Genomic DNA, 19,803 nt, shown 5'->3' with positions numbered 1-19,803 from the left:
CTCGCGTTGCGGCAGCCCACTCAAGCATCCATCGATGGGAAGGAAGCGCGGCCCTCAGGCCGCGATGAGATCGTCGTCGTAGGGCAGCACCGCGATGGCGTCTTCCGCGGCGAGCTCCTCGCAGAACATCCGCGCATCCTCGCGGGCCGATTCCGTCGCGAAGCGGCGCAGCAGGATCAGGAGCGGCTCGGCCGCCGAATGGTCGGTCTCGCAGTGCGTCAGCACCCGCTCCACCATGCGGCGATGCAGCCGCGCCGCGCCGTCACCGCTGTCGACGTAGCCGACCTCGTGGCTCGCCTCGAGCGCGACGCGGAACGCGGCGTAGGTGGATTCCGGCAGGCCGGCACGGCGCAACAGCGCCTGCAGGCCGTTGCCGCCGCGGTCGTTCAACAGCGCGGAGACGCGGCCATAGGGCAGTCCGGACAGTTCGGCGAGCGCCGCCCCGAACAGATCGAGATTGCCCGACAGCAGCGCGCGCAGGATCAGCCCGGCGGTCAATTGCCCGGTGGCGCGCAGATGCGTGATCAGGTTCTGCATGTCGTCGCCGAAGGCGCGCGCGGCGATGTTCACCGTCGAGCGTTCCCTGGCCTCGCCGGCGATGCGGTCGGCCCGATCGGCGCCGAGCCAGTTTCGCGCGACGACGAACTGCGCCAGCGTGTCGGAGAGCTTTGCGACCAGCGCCAGCCGCGTTGCCGACGGCAAGTCTTCCAGCTGCAGCATCGATTCCCTGATGGCGGCGAGATGGCCGTGGCGCTCGACGATGCGATCCCAGGAGAACGGCGCGAGGCCGGCGTAAGGATTCTCGATCAGCTCGAGCGCGGCGGCCGCCGAGCCGACCTCGGCAATCGCGGCGGCGACGGAGGCCGGCAGATTGGTGCGGCGCGCGATCGCGCACTGCATCTCGTCGGAGCCGGTGGCGACGATGTCGACGAGGTCGGCATCGATCAGGAGCGGTGAATGCTCCAGCACCGGCACCGCGATCGCCGGCTGGTCGGCCGACAGCGCCTGCACGATTGCGGCAGGCGCGTCCACGCTGCGCGCGAACACCTCGGCCATTGCCTGCCGTACCAGCGGCGACGGGTCGTCGAGCAGCATCAGCAGCGCGCCTTCGGCTGCGATGCGGTCGTCCTCGGTGAGATCCGAGATGAGCCAGGCCCGGGCCAACGCCCGCGTTGCCTCTGCTCGCTCACCTGCAGGAGCGGTCCTAATCCAACTAATAAACTGCCGAACGATCATGGTCCTTCCGGCTTACGCAACGAAACGGCATCGACATACGACGCCACCGCAAGAAAAAATAAACCATGACGCTTAACAAAGGGTTCACCATAAACGTTTGGGATTATTGACGTTTCGTTAAAGCCGCAACGGCGCGCGGCTTCGCGCGCGCAGCAAGACAGCGCTAGCCGTTGCTGTAGGTGCCGCTCGGATCGCTGAACAGGTCGAGCCGTCCGGGCGCGCGGACCTTCGGCGTCGCCGATGACGTCAGCGAGGCGGAATTGCCCCACAGCTCCTGCACCGCCGGGGAGATCGGCTCCGAGCGGTCGCCGGCCTGGTAGAGCGAGCGGAAGGTCGGCACCGGCTGTCCCGATGCCACAGCCGAGGTCGCAGCGGGCGCGGCCGACCGGGAGTCCGGGAAGGTCGAGAGATAGGACGCGGTGTCCATGGTCAGCGCTGCGGTCGGCGCGGCGCCTGCGATCGCGTAAGGCGACATGGTGTCGCCACCCGCCGCCGCGAAGGCGGTGCGCGTGTCCTTGGAGTTCGCGGCTGCTGCGTAGCGCGTGGTCAATACCGAATAGACCTGGCTGACGCTGCGCGCGTTGCCCGACTTGTCATAGAAGATCGACTGGTTGGCGGCCGCCGCCTTCGGGAACATCGTGGCCGCATTGGCGCTCGGGCTGTCCTCGGCGCTCGAGATCAGCTTGCCGGCGCCGCCGACGCCCATGAAATGGGCCATGTAGAGTTCGGCATCGGTCGGACGGCGGCCGAGCTTGCCGGTAAGCTTGAAGCTGTTGGACTGCGTCAGCACCGCCGCCATCGAGGACGCCGCGTCCGGATCGTCGCGCAGCTTCATGACCGCGGCGCGCGCCGAGGGATCGCTGACCGAATAGCTGCCGTCGGAATTCCTGGTGATGGCGTCGGCATACTGGCCATAGCCGAGCTGGCTTCCGGCCTCCTTGACGGTGCCGAGCCAGGTCTGGTCGATGAATTGATAAAGTCCATGCGCCGACGAGGTCGTGGCGCCGGCCCGCGGATTGAAATTGGATTCCATCTTCGCGGTCGTGAGCAGATATTCGAAGCTCGTGCCGGTGGTCGCGGCCGCCTGCTTGATCGAGCTCGCCACCTTCAGGCGCGAGGAATCGACACCTGCCGAAGCCGTCGCATTGAAGAGATCGACCGCCATCTGTCCGGGTGCCTTGCCGGGCGCCGGCAATCGGCACCCATGTCCCGTCAAGGTGCCGTAATTATGGTTAATGGCGCGTTAATAGCGCCGGTTCAGGGCTGGGCCTCGTAGTAGTGCGCGACCTGGTCGATCTCCTCGGCCGTCATCTGGCGCGCGATGTTGCGCATCTGCTGGCTGATGTCGTTGCGGCGGGCCCCGGATGCAAAGGCCTCGAGCTGCGCCTTGATGTAGACCGCCGACTGGCCGCCAAGCCAGGGGCTTCCCGCCTTGTTGTCGACATCGCCGTGGCAGGAGCCGCAAGGCGCGATGTTGCGCATCGGGGCGCCCGTCACCACGATCGCCGGCGCGGGACGCCCGGTATCCAGATTGTTCGAAGGCACCCGCGGCAGATAGGCGTAATAGGCCGCGACATCCTTCATGTCCTGATCGCTCATCGCCGCTGCGAACGGGCTCATCACCACGCTGACCCGCGCGCCGGTCTTGAAGTCATTCAGCTCCTTGTAGGTCACCGCGGCAAATTGCCCGGCGAGGTTCGGTGAATGGGCGTCGCTGACGCCCTGCGGTCCGTGGCAGATCGCGCAGCGCTGCGCCAGCGTTGCGCCCCGCCCGATCGAGACCTGATTCACCTTGGTCAGCATCTCCGATGTCATGATGACATTGGACGTCTTGAAATCCGGCTTGATGCCGGGCTCCTGCACGGCGGCACGCGGAACGCCGGCCGCGCTGCAGATCGCATCCCAGACCCCCGCAAGCTTCAGGTTGGGCTGCGCCAACGGCAACCAGATCAGGCCTGCGACGGCCGACAACACGGCGATCGCCGCCGTGATGCCGACGCTGGCGCCGAACCACGGATTGCGCAGCGAGAACAGCGGCTGGTCGCTCATCGGCCTGCTCCGACATAGACCGCAGGCACGCTGGTCTCGTTCAGCGCCATCAGCTGCGCAATCGGGAAACCATAGTTCACCACGGTGAGACCGACCATCAACGCGAGCCACAGGCCGAATGAGTTGAGCGCGACCGGAATCCGCGCGGGCATGTGCAACGGCACCGCGAAGCGGTACGCACCCGCCTCGCCTCGCGCGCCGAACTGCCCGCGGATCAGCACCAGCAGGAACAGAGCGCCCGACAACAACAGGATGAATCCGCCGATTGCCGACATCGTGACCGACAAGGCCTGCGGCGAGATCGCCGGGTTGGCATAGTCATAATAGGCCATGCGGCGCGGCATGCCGAGGATACCGACATAGTGCCACGGGAAGGTGGTCACGATCATGCCGATGAACCACAGCCAGAGCTGCGTGCGCATCAGGCCAAAACTGTCCAGCGCACGGTCGGTCAGATGCGGCCACAGATCATAGGCGATGGCAAAATACATGATCACGATGGCGCCACCGAAGATCAGGTGGAAATGGCCGGTGATCCACTGCGTGTTGTGCACGGTGGCGTCGAGCTGATAGCTCATGTTGATCAGACCGCCGGCGCCGCCGAAGCCGAGCATGACCAGCGACAGCGCCGTCGCCAGCATGATCGGATTGGACCACGGCAGCGCGCCGATCCAGCCGAATGCGCCGCGGCCACCGCGCAGACGGCTGGCAATCTCCGCCGACGCGCAGATCGTGAACACCGTGAGCAGCGTCGGCAGCGCGACGAGGCCGGTGAACACGGAGTGCATGAACTTGAATCCGGCGCCGACCTGCGGGTCGGCAAACAGGTGATGCACGCCGATCGGCATCGCCACCACGACGAACAGGATGAACGAGATCCGCGCCATCGGGTCGCTAAAGAGCCGGCCGCCGATCGCCCGCGGGAAGATCGTGTAGTAGGCGATGTAGGTCGGGATCAGCCAGAAATAGACGATCGCGTGCAGCGTCCAGGAGAAGAAGACACGGGCCAGCCCCGCATCGATCGTCGACTTCAGCCCAAGCGCCACGGGCAGGATCTGGAACAGGATCTCAAGCGCGGCGCCGACCGCGGTCCAGCCCCAGAGCAGTGAGCCCGCAACATTGGCATACATCGCAAGCGGCACCGGCTTGCCCGGGTTCTCGCGCTTCCAGATCACGAAATTGATCACCATCAGCGCGACCCAGATCCATGAGCCGACCACGACCATGACGACGCCGATGTAATAGAAGGGATTGCCGACCATCGGCGGATAGAAGGTGTAGAGCACCGAGGCGAGCCCGAGCGACACCGGGATCATCGCGACAACGGCGCCGACGGCGACCAGGAAGAAGCCCACCCAGGCCCAGCGCCGTCCAACCAGCTCTTTCTCGAGCGAGGCTTCGGTGATCGCGTAACCGAATCCCATCGCGATCAGTGTCGGGAAGACGTATCCCATCGCCGAGCCATGGGCGGTGACCGAGCGATAGTAGAACTCCGGATTAAAATGCCAGGCGTTCAACGGGCTGCGCACGAACATCTGCCAGGCGCCGAGCACCAGCGCGACGCCGAACACGATGAAGGCAAGCCAGAAATGCACCGCGATCAGCCGCTTGTTAATCAACACAGGTCAGCCTCCGCTTCGCTGCGGCCATGTCACGGAACGCAGCCTTGTCGACCACCTTGACCTTGCCCCACATGCCCTGGTGGCCGATGCCGCAGAATTCCTGGCACGGCATCACGTGATCGCCCGGCGCCTTGAAGCGTACCGGCAGGTCGGTGACGTAGCCCGGCACCAGCATCGTGTTGATGTTGGTGCCCTCGATCAGAAAACCGTGGACGACATCGGCGCTGGTGGCGCGGAAGGTGATCGGAGTCTCCGCGGGCACCACGATGCATTGCGGTGTGAAGGAATATTGCTGGCCAATCGCGCGCACGGTGACCGATCCGTCGGCCAGCATTTCGCTGCCGAGATTGCTCTCGACGAATTCGCCCGACAGATGCAGCGTCTTGGGATCGGCGGTTTCGACCCGGCCCTGCGGCATCGTCGCCTGATGGATGCCGATATAGGTCGCCATGCCGACCAGGACGCCGACAATGACGATCGACAGCGTCGCCCAGCGCCGCTCGATCCGAGCGGCAACGGCCTCGCCGAGGCTGTGGTCAGTCTCGCTCGCCATCAGGGAACGCTCCGCGGCAGGAAGACCAGCAGATAGAATGCAAACCACAACCCGACCACGACGGCCGTCGCAATGCCCGCGACCGCAACCGCGCCACCTGGACCGGCGCGTACGATAGTCTCGACATCATCGTCTTCCGAGCCCGATGCCGGCGGTTGCGGCGAAGACGAGTTGATCATGATCGCGCTCCCCTTAACGCGCGACGAGACGAGGTTGACTAGTCATCGCGCTTTAGCTCCTTTGTTTGAGCATGATCGTTTCGGAAAACCGCTTCGCACTTTTCCGGATCATGCTTTAGTTCAGCGTTGCTGCCCGCAGTTCGTTGGCCTGTCGCGCCGACACCGGCTCGCCGCGATTGCCCCAGGCCGTTCGAATGTAGGTCACGACAGCCGCGACCTCGTCATCCGACAGTTTCTGCGCGAACGGCGGCATGCCGTGGGGCATCGGATTGCCCGACGTGCCCGGTGGATACCCGCCATTGAGCACCATCCGGATCGGGTTCACCGCGGAGACCATCTGGATCGACTGATTGCCGGCAAGCGGCGGATAATCCGGCGGCATGCCCTGCCCGGTCGCGCCATGACAGCTTGCGCAGTCGCGGTCATAGATCGACTTGCCGAAGGACAGCAGCAGACTGCTCTCGGCCGACGGCAGCGAAGTCGACGCCTTCTCCGGAGGACCGCCCTGCGCAAGGCCCTTCAGGTAGACCGCCATCGCGCGCGCATCATCATCATTGAGATATTGCAGGCTGTTGTAGACGACCTCGGCCATCGGTCCGTACACGGCGCCCTTGGCGGACACGCCCTTGCGCAGATAGTCGACGATCTCCTCGATCGTCCAGTCGCCGAGCCCCGTCTCCTTGTTGGAGGTCAGCGACGGCGCGTACCAGTTCTGCATCGGGATCAGGCCGCCCTCGAAGGCCTGCGACTGCTTGCTGCCGCCGAGCGCATTGATCGGGGTGTGACACATCCCGCAATGACCCAGCCCCTCGACCAGGTAGTTACCTCTGTTCCACTCCGCCGACTTCGTCGGATCCGGCTTGAACTCGCCTTCCCTGAAGAACAGCGTGCGCCAGCCGAGGATCAGCGAGCGGTTGTTGAACGGGAATGTCAGGTCATGCGGCTTGTTGAGCTGCCTGACCGGCGGCACCGTGCGCAAATAGGCGTAGATCGCGTCGCTGTCCTCGCGCGTCACCTTGGTATAGGAGGCGAACGGCATCGCCGGATAGACCAGGCCGCCATCGGGAAAGCGGCCATTGTGCATCATCTGGTAGAACTGATCGGAGGTCCACGTGCCGATCCCGGTTTGCGGGTCGGGCGTGATGTTCGACGTGTAGAGCGTGCCGAATGGTGTCTTCATCGGCAGGCCGCCGGCGAAGGTCTTGCCTTCGCGCGCGGTGTGGCAGGCGATGCAATCGCCGGCGCGTGCGAGATACTCACCCTTGGCGACGACGGCCGGATCGGCCGCCTTCTGCTGCGCCGAAGCCGCAATGGGCGACAGTGCCAGCATCAGTCCGACAAGCAGTCCTGTTAAGGTTCGCGACATCGGCACGATCCCTTCAGTGCGGTTCGCTGCCGCATTCGAGCGGCATCGGAAGGCTGCCTCGCGGCGCGAAGGATGGATCCGCCGGCGCCGGACGCGATGACAGGTAGGCTGCCACCGCCTTCACGTCGTCCTCCGTCAGCAGGCCCGCGACGATCTGCATGCAATCTGGAGCGAACGCGGTCCGCGTGCCGTAGCGCCAGCCGCCGAGCTGGCCACTGATATAGGCCGCGCGCAGGCCAAGCAGGCCGGGAATGCCGGGCTCCATGCCACCCAATGTGGGACCATGGCAGGCTGAACAGGGCGGAATGCCGTGCTGCGGATCGCCGTTCTTCACGATCGTCTCGCCGCGCACCAGAATCTCCTTGCTGTCGACCGGCGGAACCGGCGGCGGAAATGCCGGCCTGAGCGAGGCGAAATACTCGGCGATCTTCTTCAGGTAATCGTCGGTCTGAAACTCCAGCAGGTAGTTCATCGGCGGATATTTCCGCCGTCCATCCCGGAATGCGATGAGCTGGTTGTAGAGATAGCCCGCCGGCTTGCCGGCCAGCCGCGGGAAATAGGCGTCGCTGGTGCCTTCGCCTTCGGCGCCGTGACACGGCGCACAAGCAAGGACGCGCGCGGCCATCGTATCGGGCGCACGTTCCGCCGTTTGCGACTGTGCTGCACCGATCGGCAATACAACCCAGGCGAGAAACCCAACAAGCGGTATCAGACGATGCGCCACAACTCACCCCCAGCGCGACGACGATGTGCAATTACTTGCACACGGCCGAACAGGAGGCAACGAAGTGCATCACTTCGACGCATCGCATTTGATTTAGATCAACGCTCTATTTGCGATAGACCTGCGCCGGATCGAACATCCGATCGGCATCGACGAATGACAAACCAATGTCACCGTCCTCGTCCTTCACCGCGCGATAGAAGCAGGAGCGCCGTCCGGTGTGGCAGGCAGCGCCGATCTGCTCGACCTTGATCCACACCGCGTCCTGATCGCAATCCATCCGGATCTCGAGCACGCGCTGGGTCTGGCCCGAGCTCTCGCCCTTGCGCCACAGCGCATTGCGCGAGCGGCTGAAGTACCAGCCTTCGCCGGTCGCGATCGTCTTGCGCAGGGCCTCGTCGTTCATGTGCGCGACCATCAGCACATCGCCGGTCGCGGCATCGGTCGCGACACAGGTCACAAGACCTGCCGCGTCGAATTTAGGCTGGAAGGCCAGCCCCTCCTCGCGGTCGTGATCGTGGGTCGCTGCGGACACGGAAAACCTCGCTCAGGAAAATGCGAGGTTACCGGTTCGGTCCTCGCACCAGGGACAAGAAACGCTGCTGCTCCGCCGGATTGTCGCGGAACATGCCAGTGAAGCGGCTGGTGAAGGTCGATGCACCATGCTTGGCAACGCCGCGCACCGACATGCAGGTATGCTCCGCCTCGATCAGCACGGCAACGCCGCGGGGCTTCAGCACCTCGTCGATCGCGGCCGCGACCTGCGCGGTGAGATGCTCCTGGGTCTGCAGACGGCGGGCGAAGATATCGGTCAGCCGCGCCAGCTTGGAGAGGCCGACGACGCGCTCCACCGGCGTATAGGCAATATGAGCCTTGCCGTAGAACGGCATCATGTGATGCTCGCACTGCGAGGTGAACTCTATGTCGCGGACGAGGACGAAATCGTCGTAGCCGGCGGTCTCGCCGAAGGTGCGGTTCAGCACCTCGGCCGGGCACTGGTGGTAGCCCTGATAGAGCTCGTCATAGGCCTCGACGACCCGGCGCGGCGTGTCGAGCAGGCCCTCGCGGCCGGTGTTCTCGCCGATATAGGCGAGCAGCGTCTTCACGGCGTCCTCCGCCTCCGCCCGCGACGGGCGCGGCTGGTCGGCACGGACGGCCGCCGTCATGAATTCTGAGGGGTCGAGCTCGCCGGGCTTCGCGTCGGCCGGCTTGTTGGGGCGAATCGATTTGATCAAGGCGTCCATGTCTTCTCCGTTCGACCGGCCCTCGGATTTGACCTTGGTCCGGATGTGTCACCGGGCAGACGGGGCGGATGGTTCGACCGCCGGGCGCCTGAGTCCCACAATTGTAGCACCGCCGCGGCGGAGGTGGGCCGCGGTGGCTGCATGGCCGGGCTATGTTTCCGGCGTTGCCGTCCATATATAGGACGGTGCAACCCAGCCGCCAAGAGCGCCCGGCACCGCCGGAACCAGGCATCTGTCTCCATGCTGAACGACATTTACAACAAGCGGATCATCGAGTTGGCCGGCAATATTCCGCGCCTCGGACGGCTGGCCGACCCGGACGCCAGCGCCACCGCCCACTCCAAATTGTGCGGTTCGACCGTCAAGGTCGACCTCAAGATGGACGGTCCCGTGGTGACGGATTTCGCCCATGACGTGAAGGCCTGTGCGCTCGGCCAGGCCTCCTCCTCGATCATGGCGAGCCGGGTGGTGGGCTCGACCGCGGACGAGCTGCGCGAATTGCGCGAGACGGTCCGCAAGATGCTGAAGGAAAACGGCCAGCCCCCGCAGGGCGGCAAATGGGCCGATATCGCGCTGCTCGAGCCGGTGCGCGACTACAAGGCCCGCCATGCCTCGACCCTGCTGACCTTCGATGCAGTGGTCGATGCGATCGGCCAGATCGAGGCCAAGGCGAAGCAGCCGGCGTAAAATTGCATGTCAGGTCATTCCGGGGCGATGCGCAGCATCGAACCCGGAATCTCGAGGTTCCCCGATGCGCAATTGCGCATCTGTGGTCCGCTTACGCGTCCCGGAACGACGCGACAATGTCCGTTCTTACTGCGCGGGCTGGACCGGCGCCGGCGCTGCGCTGCCGCCGGTCGGCACCACGACCTCGGCGGTCTTGGTCGCTCTCGCCTGCGACGCCTCGCCCTCCATCGCGCTGCTCAAGAAGCGATCGTTGTTCTTCGGCTTCGCCTCGGCGACGGGAATTGCGTTGTCCTTGCTGTTGTCCTGCCGCGGCAGCACGTCGGCAACCGCATCGGTGGTGATGAGATTGGTCAGCCGCAATTCGGCCGCCGACAATTCGTGCAGGTCTTCCCACGGCGGCACGCTGAGCGAGAGCGCCAGCAGATCACCGGCGCCGCCCATGTCGAAGGTGTATTTGGCAAGACGGCCGATATCGCGCTCGACGATCATCAGGTCCTGCGCGGTGTAGCTCGCGGCCTTGGCGTCGTCGGCGCGATCGCCCATCCAGATCTGATGCACGCGGACATGGGCGGCCGGCGGAACGTAGCGCGTCTTGCCCGACAGCAGCAGGAACACGCACATCGACTCGCAATAGGCATCCGGCAGAACGCTCGCGCGGCCGCTTTGCGCGGCCTGACTGACGACGCTGGTGCCGACCGTGGTCAGCACGCCGAGACCGCGGAAGCGGCGGCCGAGCGCGATCGCGTCGTTGACCGAGCCGCCGCTGGAATCGAGCACGACGGTGGCGCCGTTGAGCTGGCGGCCGCGCGCGAACTCGTCGAATTCCCTCGGACTATCGGCCGTGATGATGCCGACCGCGGACACCCAGCCACGGCAATTCGGCTGGCAGGCGATCCAGCTGAACTTCATCGGCAGCTTGCGCTCTTCGAGGGTCGAATTGGCCTGCGCGGAACCGCCCGCCATGGCGGCGGTGCCGGAAACCGCGAAGCAAAGAGCAACGGCGCCGGTAAGCGCCCAACTGCGCAACGAGAGCGACTTGACGAGCCTCAATTTGGTTCCTTCCCCCAAGCCCTTGGTGATGCGAGCGGTGGCAATGGCCCCATGGCAATGCGCCACGATTCTGTCAGCGGCGCGTTATGGGAACGGTAGCGTTGCTGACCCGGACCGTCCATAGAGCCCTTGCTGCAGCGCCATCGGTGCTGTGCAATAGTAACGAACTGTGGCGTAAATATCTGCAACAAAACAGTTCCTTGGCTTGGAACCCCCGCAAGACTACGTACATACTTGCGTATGCCGCCGACAAACCATTCAACGACACACCATCCACGATGCATGGACTGTGCCAGCACCCTGCGCCGCTTGCCGCGCAACCTCGGCCGCGCCCTGATCTGGATCTACCGGCACACGCTGTCGCCGCTGGTCGGCTACAACTGCCGGCATCTGCCGACCTGCTCGGTCTATGGCGACGAGGCGATCGAACGCTTCGGCCTGTGGGGCGGCGGCTGGATGACGCTGGCGCGGCTGCTGCGCTGCCAGCCCTGGGGAACATCCGGGATCGATAATGTCCCGCTGACGAAGCCGCCCGGGGCGCGCTGGTACCTGCCCTGGCGCTATGGCCGCTGGCGCGGCGTCAACGAAGGCTGACGCGGCGTCAACGAGAATTGATCGGTTGCTGCGGCAGGTCCAAGCGCGGCGCGCATTGCTGCCCGGCGGAACTGTCGCGATAGTTAGCGCATTGTTTCGTCGCCCCCTTTGGGGAGGAAACAACAATGCGCTGGAAAATCAGCCACAACGGTCATGATCCCCGGCAGATCGACTTGCTGGCCGTGCTTGCCTTGCTCGTCGTGATCGTCGCCGCCTACGGCTACTTCGCCCACAATCCGAACAAGCCGAGCACGACGGCGTTCATCGTGCCCAGCCAAAGCGTGAGGTGGTGACGCGCAGCCGAGCTCCCTGATGTTCCGCACGCGGATCGTTGCTTGGAACTCGCGAATACAAGCGCGAAAGCCAGCCGTTCACTCGGCCGCGGCGGTGGCGGCCGCCCGTCGCGGCCGCGTGACGACCACGACCGCGAGCGCCGCCGCGACGAAGGCCGTAGCCACGTAGCCTGCGCTGTGCAGCCATTCGCGGGCGAACAGCAAGCCGCCGATCGCGGAGCCGATGGCCTGGCCGATATACAGCACCGAGGTATTGAGCGAGACCGACGCCGAAGCGAGCGCCGGCGCCGCACCGACCAGGCGTACCTGCTGCATCGAATTGGTCGATGCAAAGCCGAGGCCCCACACCGCGACGGAGGCGGCCATCAAGGCGTAGGCGCCGGCGCTCAGCGCCCAGCCGGCGACGCCTGCGAGCAGCAGCACGGTGAACAGGACCGAGGTTTTCCAGGCGCCCCACGAGTCCACCACGCGCGTTGCGATCACGATGCCGACGAACCCGAAGATGCCGTAGAGCGCGAACACGATCCCGACGGCGTCCGCATTGGCGCCGGTCAGTTTGGCGAGCAGCGGTCCCATGAAGGTGAACACCACGAACTGGCCGGACATCTGCAGCGTCGTGATCGACAGCAGCAGAATGACCATCGGATTGCGGCCGAGATCGACCCAGGTTCGGAGATCAACCGGCGCGCCGTGCAGTCCGCCTGGCAGCCGCCACCACAGCAGCAGGGAGCTCACGAGCCCGGTCATTGCGATCGCGCCATAGGTCGCGCGAAAGCCGTAGCGGCTTGCGATGAAGGTGATCAGCGGCAGCCCGATCGCGGCAGCCAGCGACCAGCCGAGAAAGATGTAGGCAATCGTGCTGCCGCGCTTCTCCACCGGCACGATCAGTGCCGCGGTGCCTGCCGCCTGCGGCGTGTAGAGCACGCCGACCGCGAGCATCACCAGCCGAATGATCAGGAGGCTGTCGTAGTTCGGCACGAAGGCGGAAGCCGCATTGGTCAGCGTCAGCACCAGCAGCGTCGCCGTCAGCAGCGCCCGCCGCTCGATCCGGCTGGTCAGCCACGCCGTCACCGGCGAGCCCACGCACAGCACGATCGCGCCGAAGGTGATCAGCAGACCCGCGGTGTGGATCGTGACGCCGAGTCCGTCGGACAACTCCGCCAGCATGCCGGCCGGCGCCAGCACCGAGCAGCCGGTGACGATGTTGCCGAGCATCAATGCGGTGGGAGCGAAGCGTTTCACGCCGCGGTGTTAGCAGACGCCGAGATCGATGCAACTGCATCTAAATGCATGGCACCTGATCGAACGGCGCCTCTTGCGCTCATGGCGACGGCGACGCCGCCGGCACCGCGCTGACACTCGGCGACGCAGCGGCCGGCAACGGGCTCGCAGGCTTCGGGCCGGCGGTCGCCGCCGGGCATGATGCCAGAAGCTGCGTCCAGCCCTGCTCCAGCCCGGTGGTGCCGATATCGAATGTCGCAAGGCCGGGCTTGGTGTCAGACTTGGTGTCAGACTTGGCGTAAAGCTTGGCGTCGGCTGCCAGCGGGCTTTCGCCGATCTGCAGATGCGGGGCCGCGAGCATCGCCTTGACGATGTCCGAGGTCACCGCCTCGCTCCAGACCTCGTACTTGCCGAACCGCGCCGACCGGCCGAATGCGACGGTCCTGGTCGCGCCGGCCATCATCACCACCGTGCTCTTGCCGGCTGCCCCCTCCTCGAACTCGCGGACGAACATCAGCCGCCCGCGATCCTTGCTCTCGCAGAACAGCCGCCACTCCATCATGCGGAACGCGCTGCCGTCGGCCCTTTTCTGCTGCACGATCTTGCGAACATAGGGCCGTGTCTCCTTCTCCACCGCCCACAGGGTTTCCGGCAGCGGCCGCGTATCGATGCCGAATCGATAGAGCTCCGGCCGCGTCAGCACGTGCAGGTCCTCGAACTTCACGGACTTGATGAGGTCGCTGAGCTCATGGCTGATGCCCATCGCCGCGAGGAATACATTGCGGTCGCGATCGGCGCTCACCATCTCGCGCCGCCTGAAGTCCGCGACGGCCTGCGCAGGCGGATGCCCGTGGACGACGAACATCAGCTTGGAGTTATGCACCGCGAGCACCGAATCGGGCGCCACTTCGCGGCTGGTCGCGCCCAGGAACAGATAGGCGCAGGCCGAAACGCACATCGCGTTGCGCGTGGTGAGCTCGGCCTCGACCTCTCCCTTGGCAGCCTTGATCTTCAGGCAGGCGGCGTCGATCTGCGTGCCGGTGGAACAGGCCGGCACGATGGTACGGCCGACCCGGGCAATTGCCTTGTGCGCGCGCAGGAACCGCGCGATCCCATAGGACTGCTCGACGTTTCCGCCCGGCGAATGAAGGTAGATCGGAAGCTGCCTGTCCTTGTTGGCAAACAGGAAGGTGCGAATCCGCTGCGCGGCTTCCCGATCGATCTCGCCTTCGATCGCGATCCAGCGATCGCAGCCGGCGCCGCAGGCGTTCGCCGGCCCATGGGCGAGATAGATGGTCAGCTTTTTCGCAAATCCGGCCTTCTGGACCGGTGTGTCTTCCGCCCGCAACACGCCCGGGATCAGAAGCAACGCCACGAAAAACAGGAGACGGGAAAACATGAACCTTGCGGATCGCGCGATGGCGGAAAACGGAGGCCGGACGTTAGACGATGATCGGCAGCGTCGCAACGATCCGTGGCGTCACCTGCAGCCGAGCCTTGTTCAAATCCGTGCGGCCGGAGGCCCATTTTCTTGATATTGCCGGATTGCAGGCGTCAAATCCCCTGCTATACCGCTGCTTTCCGCTTACCTGCGCTCGTTCGCAGGAGTGAGCTACAGGAGTCACCATGGCAGAAACGCCACCCAAATCCGAATCCGGATTCCAGTACAGCCTCTCCAACCTCAAACCCGCAGAACCCGTGAACAAGATCGTCCTCACCTTCCCTGACGGAGCGAGGCGCGATTTCCCGAGAGGGACCACCGGTCTCGACATCGCCAAAGGCATTTCGCCCTCACTCGCCAAGCGCACCGTCGCGATGGCGCTCGACGGCACGCTTGCAGACCTCAATGATCCGATCGAGGCCGACGCCAAGATCGAGCTGATCGGCCGCGAAGACCCGCGCGCGCTGGAACTGATCCGGCACGATGCCGCGCATGTGCTGGCGGAGGCCGTGCAGTCGCTGTGGCCGGGCACCCAGGTCACGATCGGCCCGGTGATCGAGAACGGCTTCTACTACGACTTCTTCCGCAACGAGCCGTTCACCCCGGAAGATTTTGCCGCGATCGAGAAGCGGATGCGCGAGATCGTCGCGCGCGACAAGCCGTTCACCAAGGAAGTCTGGGATCGCGAGAAGACCAAGCAGGTGTTCCGCGACAAGGGCGAGGCCTTCAAGGTCGAGCTGGTCGACGCCATTCCCGGCAACGAGCCGATCAAGATCTACTTCCAGGGCGACTGGTTCGACCTCTGCCGCGGCCCGCACATGACCTCGACCGGCAAGGTCGGCAACGCGTTCAAGCTGATGAAGGTGGCGGGCGCGTATTGGCGCGGCGATTCCAACAATCCGATGCTGACCCGCATCTACGGCACGGCATTCGCCAGGCAGGAAGACCTCGACGCCTATCTCAAGCAGATCGAGGAAGCCGAGAAGCGCGACCACCGCAAGCTCGGCCGCGAGCTCGACCTGTTCCACTTCCAGGAGGAAGGCCCGGGCGTGGTGTTCTGGCACCCCAAGGGCTGGACCATCTTCCAGCAGTTGATCGCCTATATGCGGCGCCGGCTACTCGGCGACTACAACGAGGTCAACGCCCCGCAGATCCTCGACAAGGCGCTGTGGGAGACCTCGGGCCATTGGGACTGGTACCGCGAGAACATGTTCGCGGCGCAGTCCGCCGGCGACGAGGCCGAGGACAAGCGCTGGTTCGCGCTGAAGCCGATGAACTGCCCGGGCCATGTGCAGATCTTCAAGCACGGGCTGAAGAGCTACCGCGACCTGCCGTTGCGGCTCGCCGAGTTCGGCGTCGTGCATCGCTACGAGCCGTCGGGCGCGATGCACGGCCTGATGCGGGTGCGCGGCTTCACCCAGGACGACGCCCATGTGTTCTGCACCGAGCAGCAGCTCGCCGACGAGTGCCTCAAGATCAACGACCTGATCCTGTCGACCTACGCCGATTTCGGCTTCGACGGCGAGCTCACCGTCAAGCTCTCGACGCGGCCGGAGAAGCGCGTCGGCACCGACGAGATGTGGGATCACGCCGAGCGCGTGATGGCGACGGTCCTGTCGGAAATCAAGGCCAAGGGCAGCAACCGCATCCGGACCGAGATCAATCCGGGCGAAGGCGCGTTCTACGGACCGAAGTTCGAGTATGTGCTGCGCGACGCCATCGGCCGCGACTGGCAGTGCGGCACGACCCAGGTCGACTTCAACCTGCCGGAGCGGTTCGGCGCGTTCTACATCGATCATGACGGCTCGAAGAAGGCACCCGTCATGGTGCACCGCGCGATCTGCGGTTCGATGGAGCGCTTCATCGGCATCCTGATCGAGCACTATGCCGGCAACTTCCCGCTCTGGCTGGCGCCGACCCAGCTCGTCGTCACGACCATCACCTCCGAAGGCGACGAGTACGCCAAGGTGGTGGCGGCCGCCGCGCGCCGCGCCGGGCTGCGCGTCGAGATCGACCTGCGCAACGAGAAGATCAACTACAAGGTCCGCGAGCACTCGCTGGCCAAGATTCCGGCCCTGCTCGTCGTCGGCAAGAAGGAAGCCGAGACCCACTCGGTCTCGGTCCGCCGTCTCGGCAGCGAGCGGCAGACCGTGATGCCGACCGATGAGGCGATCGCCGCGCTGGTCGATGAGGCGACGCCGCCCGACGTGAAGCGGGCGCGATCCGTCGCCTGATCTTCACAATCGGTCTAAACTGGCTTTCATTGGCTTGGTCGTGTCCCCATCTTGGGGGCACGACTCCCCTTGAAGGACATTTCCGTGCCCGATGCCATTGAACTCCTGAAGACGCGCCGCTCGATGAAACCGCGCGAGATGACCGGCCCGGGCCCGTCCGCGGCCGAGCTCGAGACCATTTTGACGATCGGCGCACGCGTGCCTGACCACGGCAAGCTCGCGCCCTGGCGCTTCATCGTGTTCGAGGGCGATGCCCGCGCGCGGGCCGGCGACGTGATCGCAAAGGTCTTCGCCCGGAAGAATCCCGGGGCGCCGGCCTCCGACATCGAGGTCGAGAAGAAACGCCTGACCGACGCGCCGCTGGTGATCGGCGTGGTCTCCTTCACCAAGCCGCACCCGAAGGTGCCGCCGTGGGAGCAGGAATTGTCGGCGGGCGCCAGCGCGATGAACATCGTCACCGCGGCGACCGCGCTCGGCTACGGCGCCTGCTGGCTGACCGGCTGGTTTGTCTTCGACCGCGACGTGCTCGACGGCCTCGGCCTGAAGCCGGACGAGAAGCTCGCCGGGCTCATTCACATCGGCACCCCGACCAGGCCGAGCGAGGACCGCCCGCGCCCGGCCCTGTCGGATATCGTGACGCGGTTCTAGGGTATAGCCTTGTAGCCCGCATGAGCGGAGCGATATGCCGGACACTCGTCCCGGGTGTCGCTTCGCTCACCCGGGCTACAAAAGCCCTCGCCATTGTCGGGCATGACGACTACTGAAAGACTCTGTCGAAGACGATGGATGCCCGGGTCAAGCCTGGGCATGACGACCGGAAAAACGTTACGCCGCCTTCGACGCACGCTCCGCAAAACTGCTCAGCAGCGCCGCGATCTCTCCTGCCGGCCTCGCCGCGCTGAACAGAAATCCCTGCACCTCGTTGCAACCTTCGGCGCGCAGCCAGTCGAGTTGGTCTGTCGTCTCGACCCCTTCCGCGGTCGTGGTGATCCTGAGGCTGCGGCCAAGGCCCGAGATCGCGCGCACGATCGCGAGGCAATCGGAGCGCCGCGCCAGATCCTTCACGAAGGAGCGGTCGATCTTGATCTTGTCGAACGGAAAGCTGCGCAGATAGCTCAGCGAGGAATAGCCGGTGCCGAAATCGTCCATCGAGATGCTGACGCCGAGCTCGCGCAGCTGATGCAGGATCGCGAGGTTAGCCTCGGTCTCCGCCAGGAACACCGACTCGGTGATCTCGAGCTCGAGCCGCCGTGCCGACAGGCCGGAATGCGCCAGCGCCGAGATCACGGCCTGGACCAGATTGCGGCTGCGGAACTGCACCGGCGACAGATTGACGGCGACCTTGACGTCGGCGGGCCACTTGATCGCCTCCGAGCAGGCTTCGCGGAGCACCCATTCGCCGAGCGCGACGATCAGGCCGATGTCTTCGGCGACCGGGATGAACTCTGCAGGCGAGACCATGCCCTTCTGCGGGTGCCGCCAGCGCAGCAGCGACTCGAAGCCAGAGATACGGTCGGCCGCGATATCGACCAGCGGCTGGTAGTGCAGCTCGAACTCGCCGTTGCTGAACGCCGCGCGCAGATCGCGCTCCATGTCGCGGCGCTTCTGCGCCTGCTGATCCATCTCCGGTTCGAAGAAGTGGTGCACGCCGCCGCCCTCGGACTTGGCGCGGTACAGCGCCATATCGGCATTGCGCATCAATTCTTCCGACGTCGTGCCGTCGCCCGGTGACAGCGCGATGCCGACGCTGGCGCCGACCACGACCTCGAGCCCGTCGATGTTGTAGGGCGCGCTCAGCGCTTCGATCAGCCGTTCGGCGAAAGCGCTCGCCTCGTTCGGCGAAACGTCGGCCGCAAGCACGATCGCGAACTCGTCGCCGCCGAGGCGAGCCGCCACATTGTTGTCGCGGACCACCTCGCGCAGCCGCTCCGCCACCAGCTTGAGCAGCCGGTCGCCCATCGGATGCCCGAAGGAGTCGTTGACGTTCTTGAACAGGTCGAGGTCGATGCACATCACCGCGACGCGCTTGTTGCCGCTGCGGCCGCGCTCCAGCGCCTCGCGCAGGCGCTCCTGGTAGAAATCGCGGTTCGGCAGATTGGTGAGACCGTCATGGTGCGCCATATGCGCGATCCGCGCTTCGGCGGCGCGGCGCTCGGTGATGTCGACCACCGCGACCAGATAGCCGTCGCGGCCCTCGAACGCCACCTTGCGTCCGAAAGTCAACACATGGATCTCGCTGCCATCGGCCCTGATGTGCCGCCAGTCGCGGCTCGATTGATAGACGTCGCCGATCTCGCGCAACGCGGCGCTGTGCACGCTCCACTCGTCCACCGGCCAGATCTGGCGCAGCGTCATGCCGAGAAACTTTTCCCGGCTGTAGCCATAGTGCTGAACGGCGGCGTCGTTGACGCTGAGGAATTCCATCGTGCCGGCGTCGAACACCCACATCGGCATCGGATTGTTCTCGAACAGCAGGCGGAACGACAGCTCGCGCTGCTTCAGCGCGGTGACGTCGGAGACGGTCAGCGACAGCATGTCGCCGAATGCCGTGACGCCGAGCCGCAGGCAGCGATCGCCGCTGTCGATCTCGAACTGCCCGCCCGGGCCGCCGCCGACAAATCCACGCAGACAGCTCATCACCGCTGACGCCGCAAGCGGGTTGCCGCCGGCGCTGAGCCGGCGCCACAGCAATTCGGTCGCAGGCTGCATCAGCTGCCTTGCGGCGCCCTGGTTGAGATGCACGATCTGGAAGTCGGCCGGCTCGCCGCGCGCATCGCGGATCGCTGCGAGCGACAGCACGCCCTCGTCGGCGGCCGAGAAAATCGTATCGAGCAGATTGTACTGCGCATTGCGCTCGTTGACGTAGACGCCGACCAGGATACCGCCCCAGCGCGACCGCGTCGGCAGCGCCAGCACGTCGAAGGTCCGCACCAGCCCGTCGCGGACGCAATGCGCCGACGCCAGATAGGGCCGGCAGTTCTCGCGCGCGTTTGCGGCGGCTTCGGTCAACGCGGTGGCGCAATCCGGCGGCAGGGCGCTGAGCGGAATGTCCCAGCGCTCGTCGTTCAGCCATGTCTGGACATAGCGGCCGGCGTGCGAGACGCTGAGCATGCCATCGACGCTCCGCAGCAGCACGATATGATCGGCGAGCCGGCCGAGACTGCCGAGCATCACGTCTTCATAGTGCGGCAGCTTTTCGCCGGGACGGACCGCGGCCTGCCACTTGCGTTGCAGAACCGGTACGTCGGCGAACATCTCGGAATTGAATTTGGCCGATGCTTTAGCTGATTTCTTGTTGGCCATGACCATG

General features: G+C 65.2%; 19 protein-coding genes. 5 read left to right on the top strand and 14 right to left on the bottom strand.

The genetic code is table 11. The annotated features are described in order from the left end of the window. Nucleotides 1–54: 54 nt before the first annotated feature. The 10 genes from QA635_RS17880 to folE form a co-directional block, all read right to left on the bottom strand. Nucleotides 55–1,236 carry a DUF2336 domain-containing protein gene (locus tag QA635_RS17880; RefSeq protein WP_283070697.1) on the bottom strand — a complete coding sequence of 394 codons (1,182 nt, stop codon included), beginning with the start codon at nucleotides 1,234–1,236 and terminating at the stop codon, nucleotides 55–57. Nucleotides 1,237–1,399: 163 nt separating this feature from the next. Next, a complete protein-coding gene (locus QA635_RS17875) occupies nucleotides 1,400–2,401 on the bottom strand; it encodes a transglycosylase SLT domain-containing protein (protein WP_283070695.1) in 1,002 nt (333 codons plus the stop codon). 92 nt (nucleotides 2,402–2,493) lie between these two features. Continuing rightward, nucleotides 2,494–3,285 (bottom strand): c-type cytochrome, encoded by a 792-nt coding sequence (locus QA635_RS17870; protein ID WP_016843911.1) that lies wholly within the window; start codon nucleotides 3,283–3,285, stop codon nucleotides 2,494–2,496. Further along, a complete protein-coding gene (locus QA635_RS17865; RefSeq protein WP_283070693.1) occupies nucleotides 3,282–4,907 on the bottom strand; it encodes a b(o/a)3-type cytochrome-c oxidase subunit 1 in 1,626 nt (541 codons plus the stop codon). Before QA635_RS17865 ends, QA635_RS17870 begins: the two co-directional genes overlap by 4 nt. Then, nucleotides 4,897–5,460, bottom strand: a complete 564-nt coding sequence (locus QA635_RS17860; protein WP_057019660.1) for a cupredoxin domain-containing protein — start codon at nucleotides 5,458–5,460, stop codon at nucleotides 4,897–4,899. The genes QA635_RS17865 and QA635_RS17860 overlap by 11 nt, the downstream gene beginning before the upstream one ends. After that, nucleotides 5,460–5,639, bottom strand: coding sequence for a hypothetical protein (locus QA635_RS17855; RefSeq protein ID WP_016843914.1), 180 nt, complete (start codon nucleotides 5,637–5,639; stop codon nucleotides 5,460–5,462). Before QA635_RS17855 ends, QA635_RS17860 begins: the two co-directional genes overlap by 1 nt. 115 nt (nucleotides 5,640–5,754) lie before the next feature. Continuing rightward, nucleotides 5,755–6,969, bottom strand: a complete 1,215-nt coding sequence (locus QA635_RS17850) for a c-type cytochrome (RefSeq protein WP_283071703.1) — start codon at nucleotides 6,967–6,969, stop codon at nucleotides 5,755–5,757. 49 nt (nucleotides 6,970–7,018) lie between these two features. After that, the gene (locus QA635_RS17845; protein WP_341850428.1) at nucleotides 7,019–7,630 is read right to left on the bottom strand and encodes a c-type cytochrome; all 612 of its coding nucleotides are present in this window, start codon (nucleotides 7,628–7,630) and stop codon (nucleotides 7,019–7,021) included. Between the two features lie 205 nt (nucleotides 7,631–7,835). Then, entirely contained in the window at nucleotides 7,836–8,264 is a 429-nt protein-coding gene (hisI, locus tag QA635_RS17840; RefSeq protein ID WP_225160242.1) for a phosphoribosyl-AMP cyclohydrolase, read from the bottom strand. A gap of 28 nt (nucleotides 8,265–8,292) precedes the next feature. After that, on the bottom strand, nucleotides 8,293–8,973 hold the full coding sequence (folE, locus tag QA635_RS17835) for a GTP cyclohydrolase I FolE (RefSeq protein WP_016843918.1): 681 nt from the start codon (nucleotides 8,971–8,973) through the stop codon (nucleotides 8,293–8,295). 240 nt (nucleotides 8,974–9,213) lie between these two features. Between folE and QA635_RS17830 the strand changes: the two genes are divergently transcribed. Beyond that, nucleotides 9,214–9,660 carry an iron-sulfur cluster assembly scaffold protein gene (locus tag QA635_RS17830; protein ID WP_057019663.1) on the top strand — a complete coding sequence of 149 codons (447 nt, stop codon included), beginning with the start codon at nucleotides 9,214–9,216 and terminating at the stop codon, nucleotides 9,658–9,660. 126 nt (nucleotides 9,661–9,786) lie between these two features. Here QA635_RS17830 and QA635_RS17825 read toward each other — a convergent pair whose 3' ends face one another. Continuing rightward, on the bottom strand, nucleotides 9,787–10,710 hold the full coding sequence (locus QA635_RS17825; protein WP_283070688.1) for a COG3904 family protein: 924 nt from the start codon (nucleotides 10,708–10,710) through the stop codon (nucleotides 9,787–9,789). A 282-nt stretch (nucleotides 10,711–10,992) separates the two neighbouring features. Between QA635_RS17825 and yidD the strand changes: the two genes are divergently transcribed. After that, a complete protein-coding gene (gene yidD, locus QA635_RS17820; RefSeq protein WP_283070686.1) occupies nucleotides 10,993–11,304 on the top strand; it encodes a membrane protein insertion efficiency factor YidD in 312 nt (103 codons plus the stop codon). Between the two features lie 125 nt (nucleotides 11,305–11,429). Next, entirely contained in the window at nucleotides 11,430–11,597 is a 168-nt protein-coding gene (locus QA635_RS17815; RefSeq protein WP_283070684.1) for a hypothetical protein, read from the top strand. 78 nt (nucleotides 11,598–11,675) lie between these two features. Here QA635_RS17815 and QA635_RS17810 read toward each other — a convergent pair whose 3' ends face one another. Next, on the bottom strand, nucleotides 11,676–12,812 hold the full coding sequence (locus tag QA635_RS17810; protein WP_283071701.1) for an MFS transporter: 1,137 nt from the start codon (nucleotides 12,810–12,812) through the stop codon (nucleotides 11,676–11,678). 106 nt (nucleotides 12,813–12,918) lie between these two features. Continuing rightward, nucleotides 12,919–14,217: a COG3904 family protein gene (locus QA635_RS17805; RefSeq protein WP_283070682.1), complete on the bottom strand. Its 1,299-nt coding sequence runs from the start codon at nucleotides 14,215–14,217 to the stop codon at nucleotides 12,919–12,921. A 227-nt stretch (nucleotides 14,218–14,444) separates the two neighbouring features. Here QA635_RS17805 and thrS point away from each other — a divergent pair, with 227 nt between their 5' ends. Both thrS and QA635_RS17795 read left to right on the top strand, forming a co-directional pair. Then, a complete protein-coding gene (gene thrS / locus QA635_RS17800) occupies nucleotides 14,445–16,493 on the top strand; it encodes a threonine--tRNA ligase (protein WP_283070680.1) in 2,049 nt (682 codons plus the stop codon). A gap of 84 nt (nucleotides 16,494–16,577) precedes the next feature. After that, nucleotides 16,578–17,141, top strand: coding sequence for a nitroreductase family protein (locus tag QA635_RS17795; RefSeq protein WP_076831733.1), 564 nt, complete (start codon nucleotides 16,578–16,580; stop codon nucleotides 17,139–17,141). 177 nt (nucleotides 17,142–17,318) lie between these two features. Here the strand turns inward: QA635_RS17795 and QA635_RS17790 are convergent, their stop codons facing one another. Next, nucleotides 17,319–19,802 (bottom strand): putative bifunctional diguanylate cyclase/phosphodiesterase, encoded by a 2,484-nt coding sequence (locus QA635_RS17790; protein WP_283070678.1) that lies wholly within the window; start codon nucleotides 19,800–19,802, stop codon nucleotides 17,319–17,321. Nucleotide 19,803: the final 1 nt, after the last annotated feature.

Source organism: Bradyrhizobium brasilense (genome assembly GCF_029714345.1).
Lineage (GTDB): Bacteria > Pseudomonadota > Alphaproteobacteria > Rhizobiales > Xanthobacteraceae > Bradyrhizobium > Bradyrhizobium australafricanum.
Note: the sequence above shows the minus strand (reverse complement) of the source record. Positions and strands in the feature narration are given on the sequence as shown.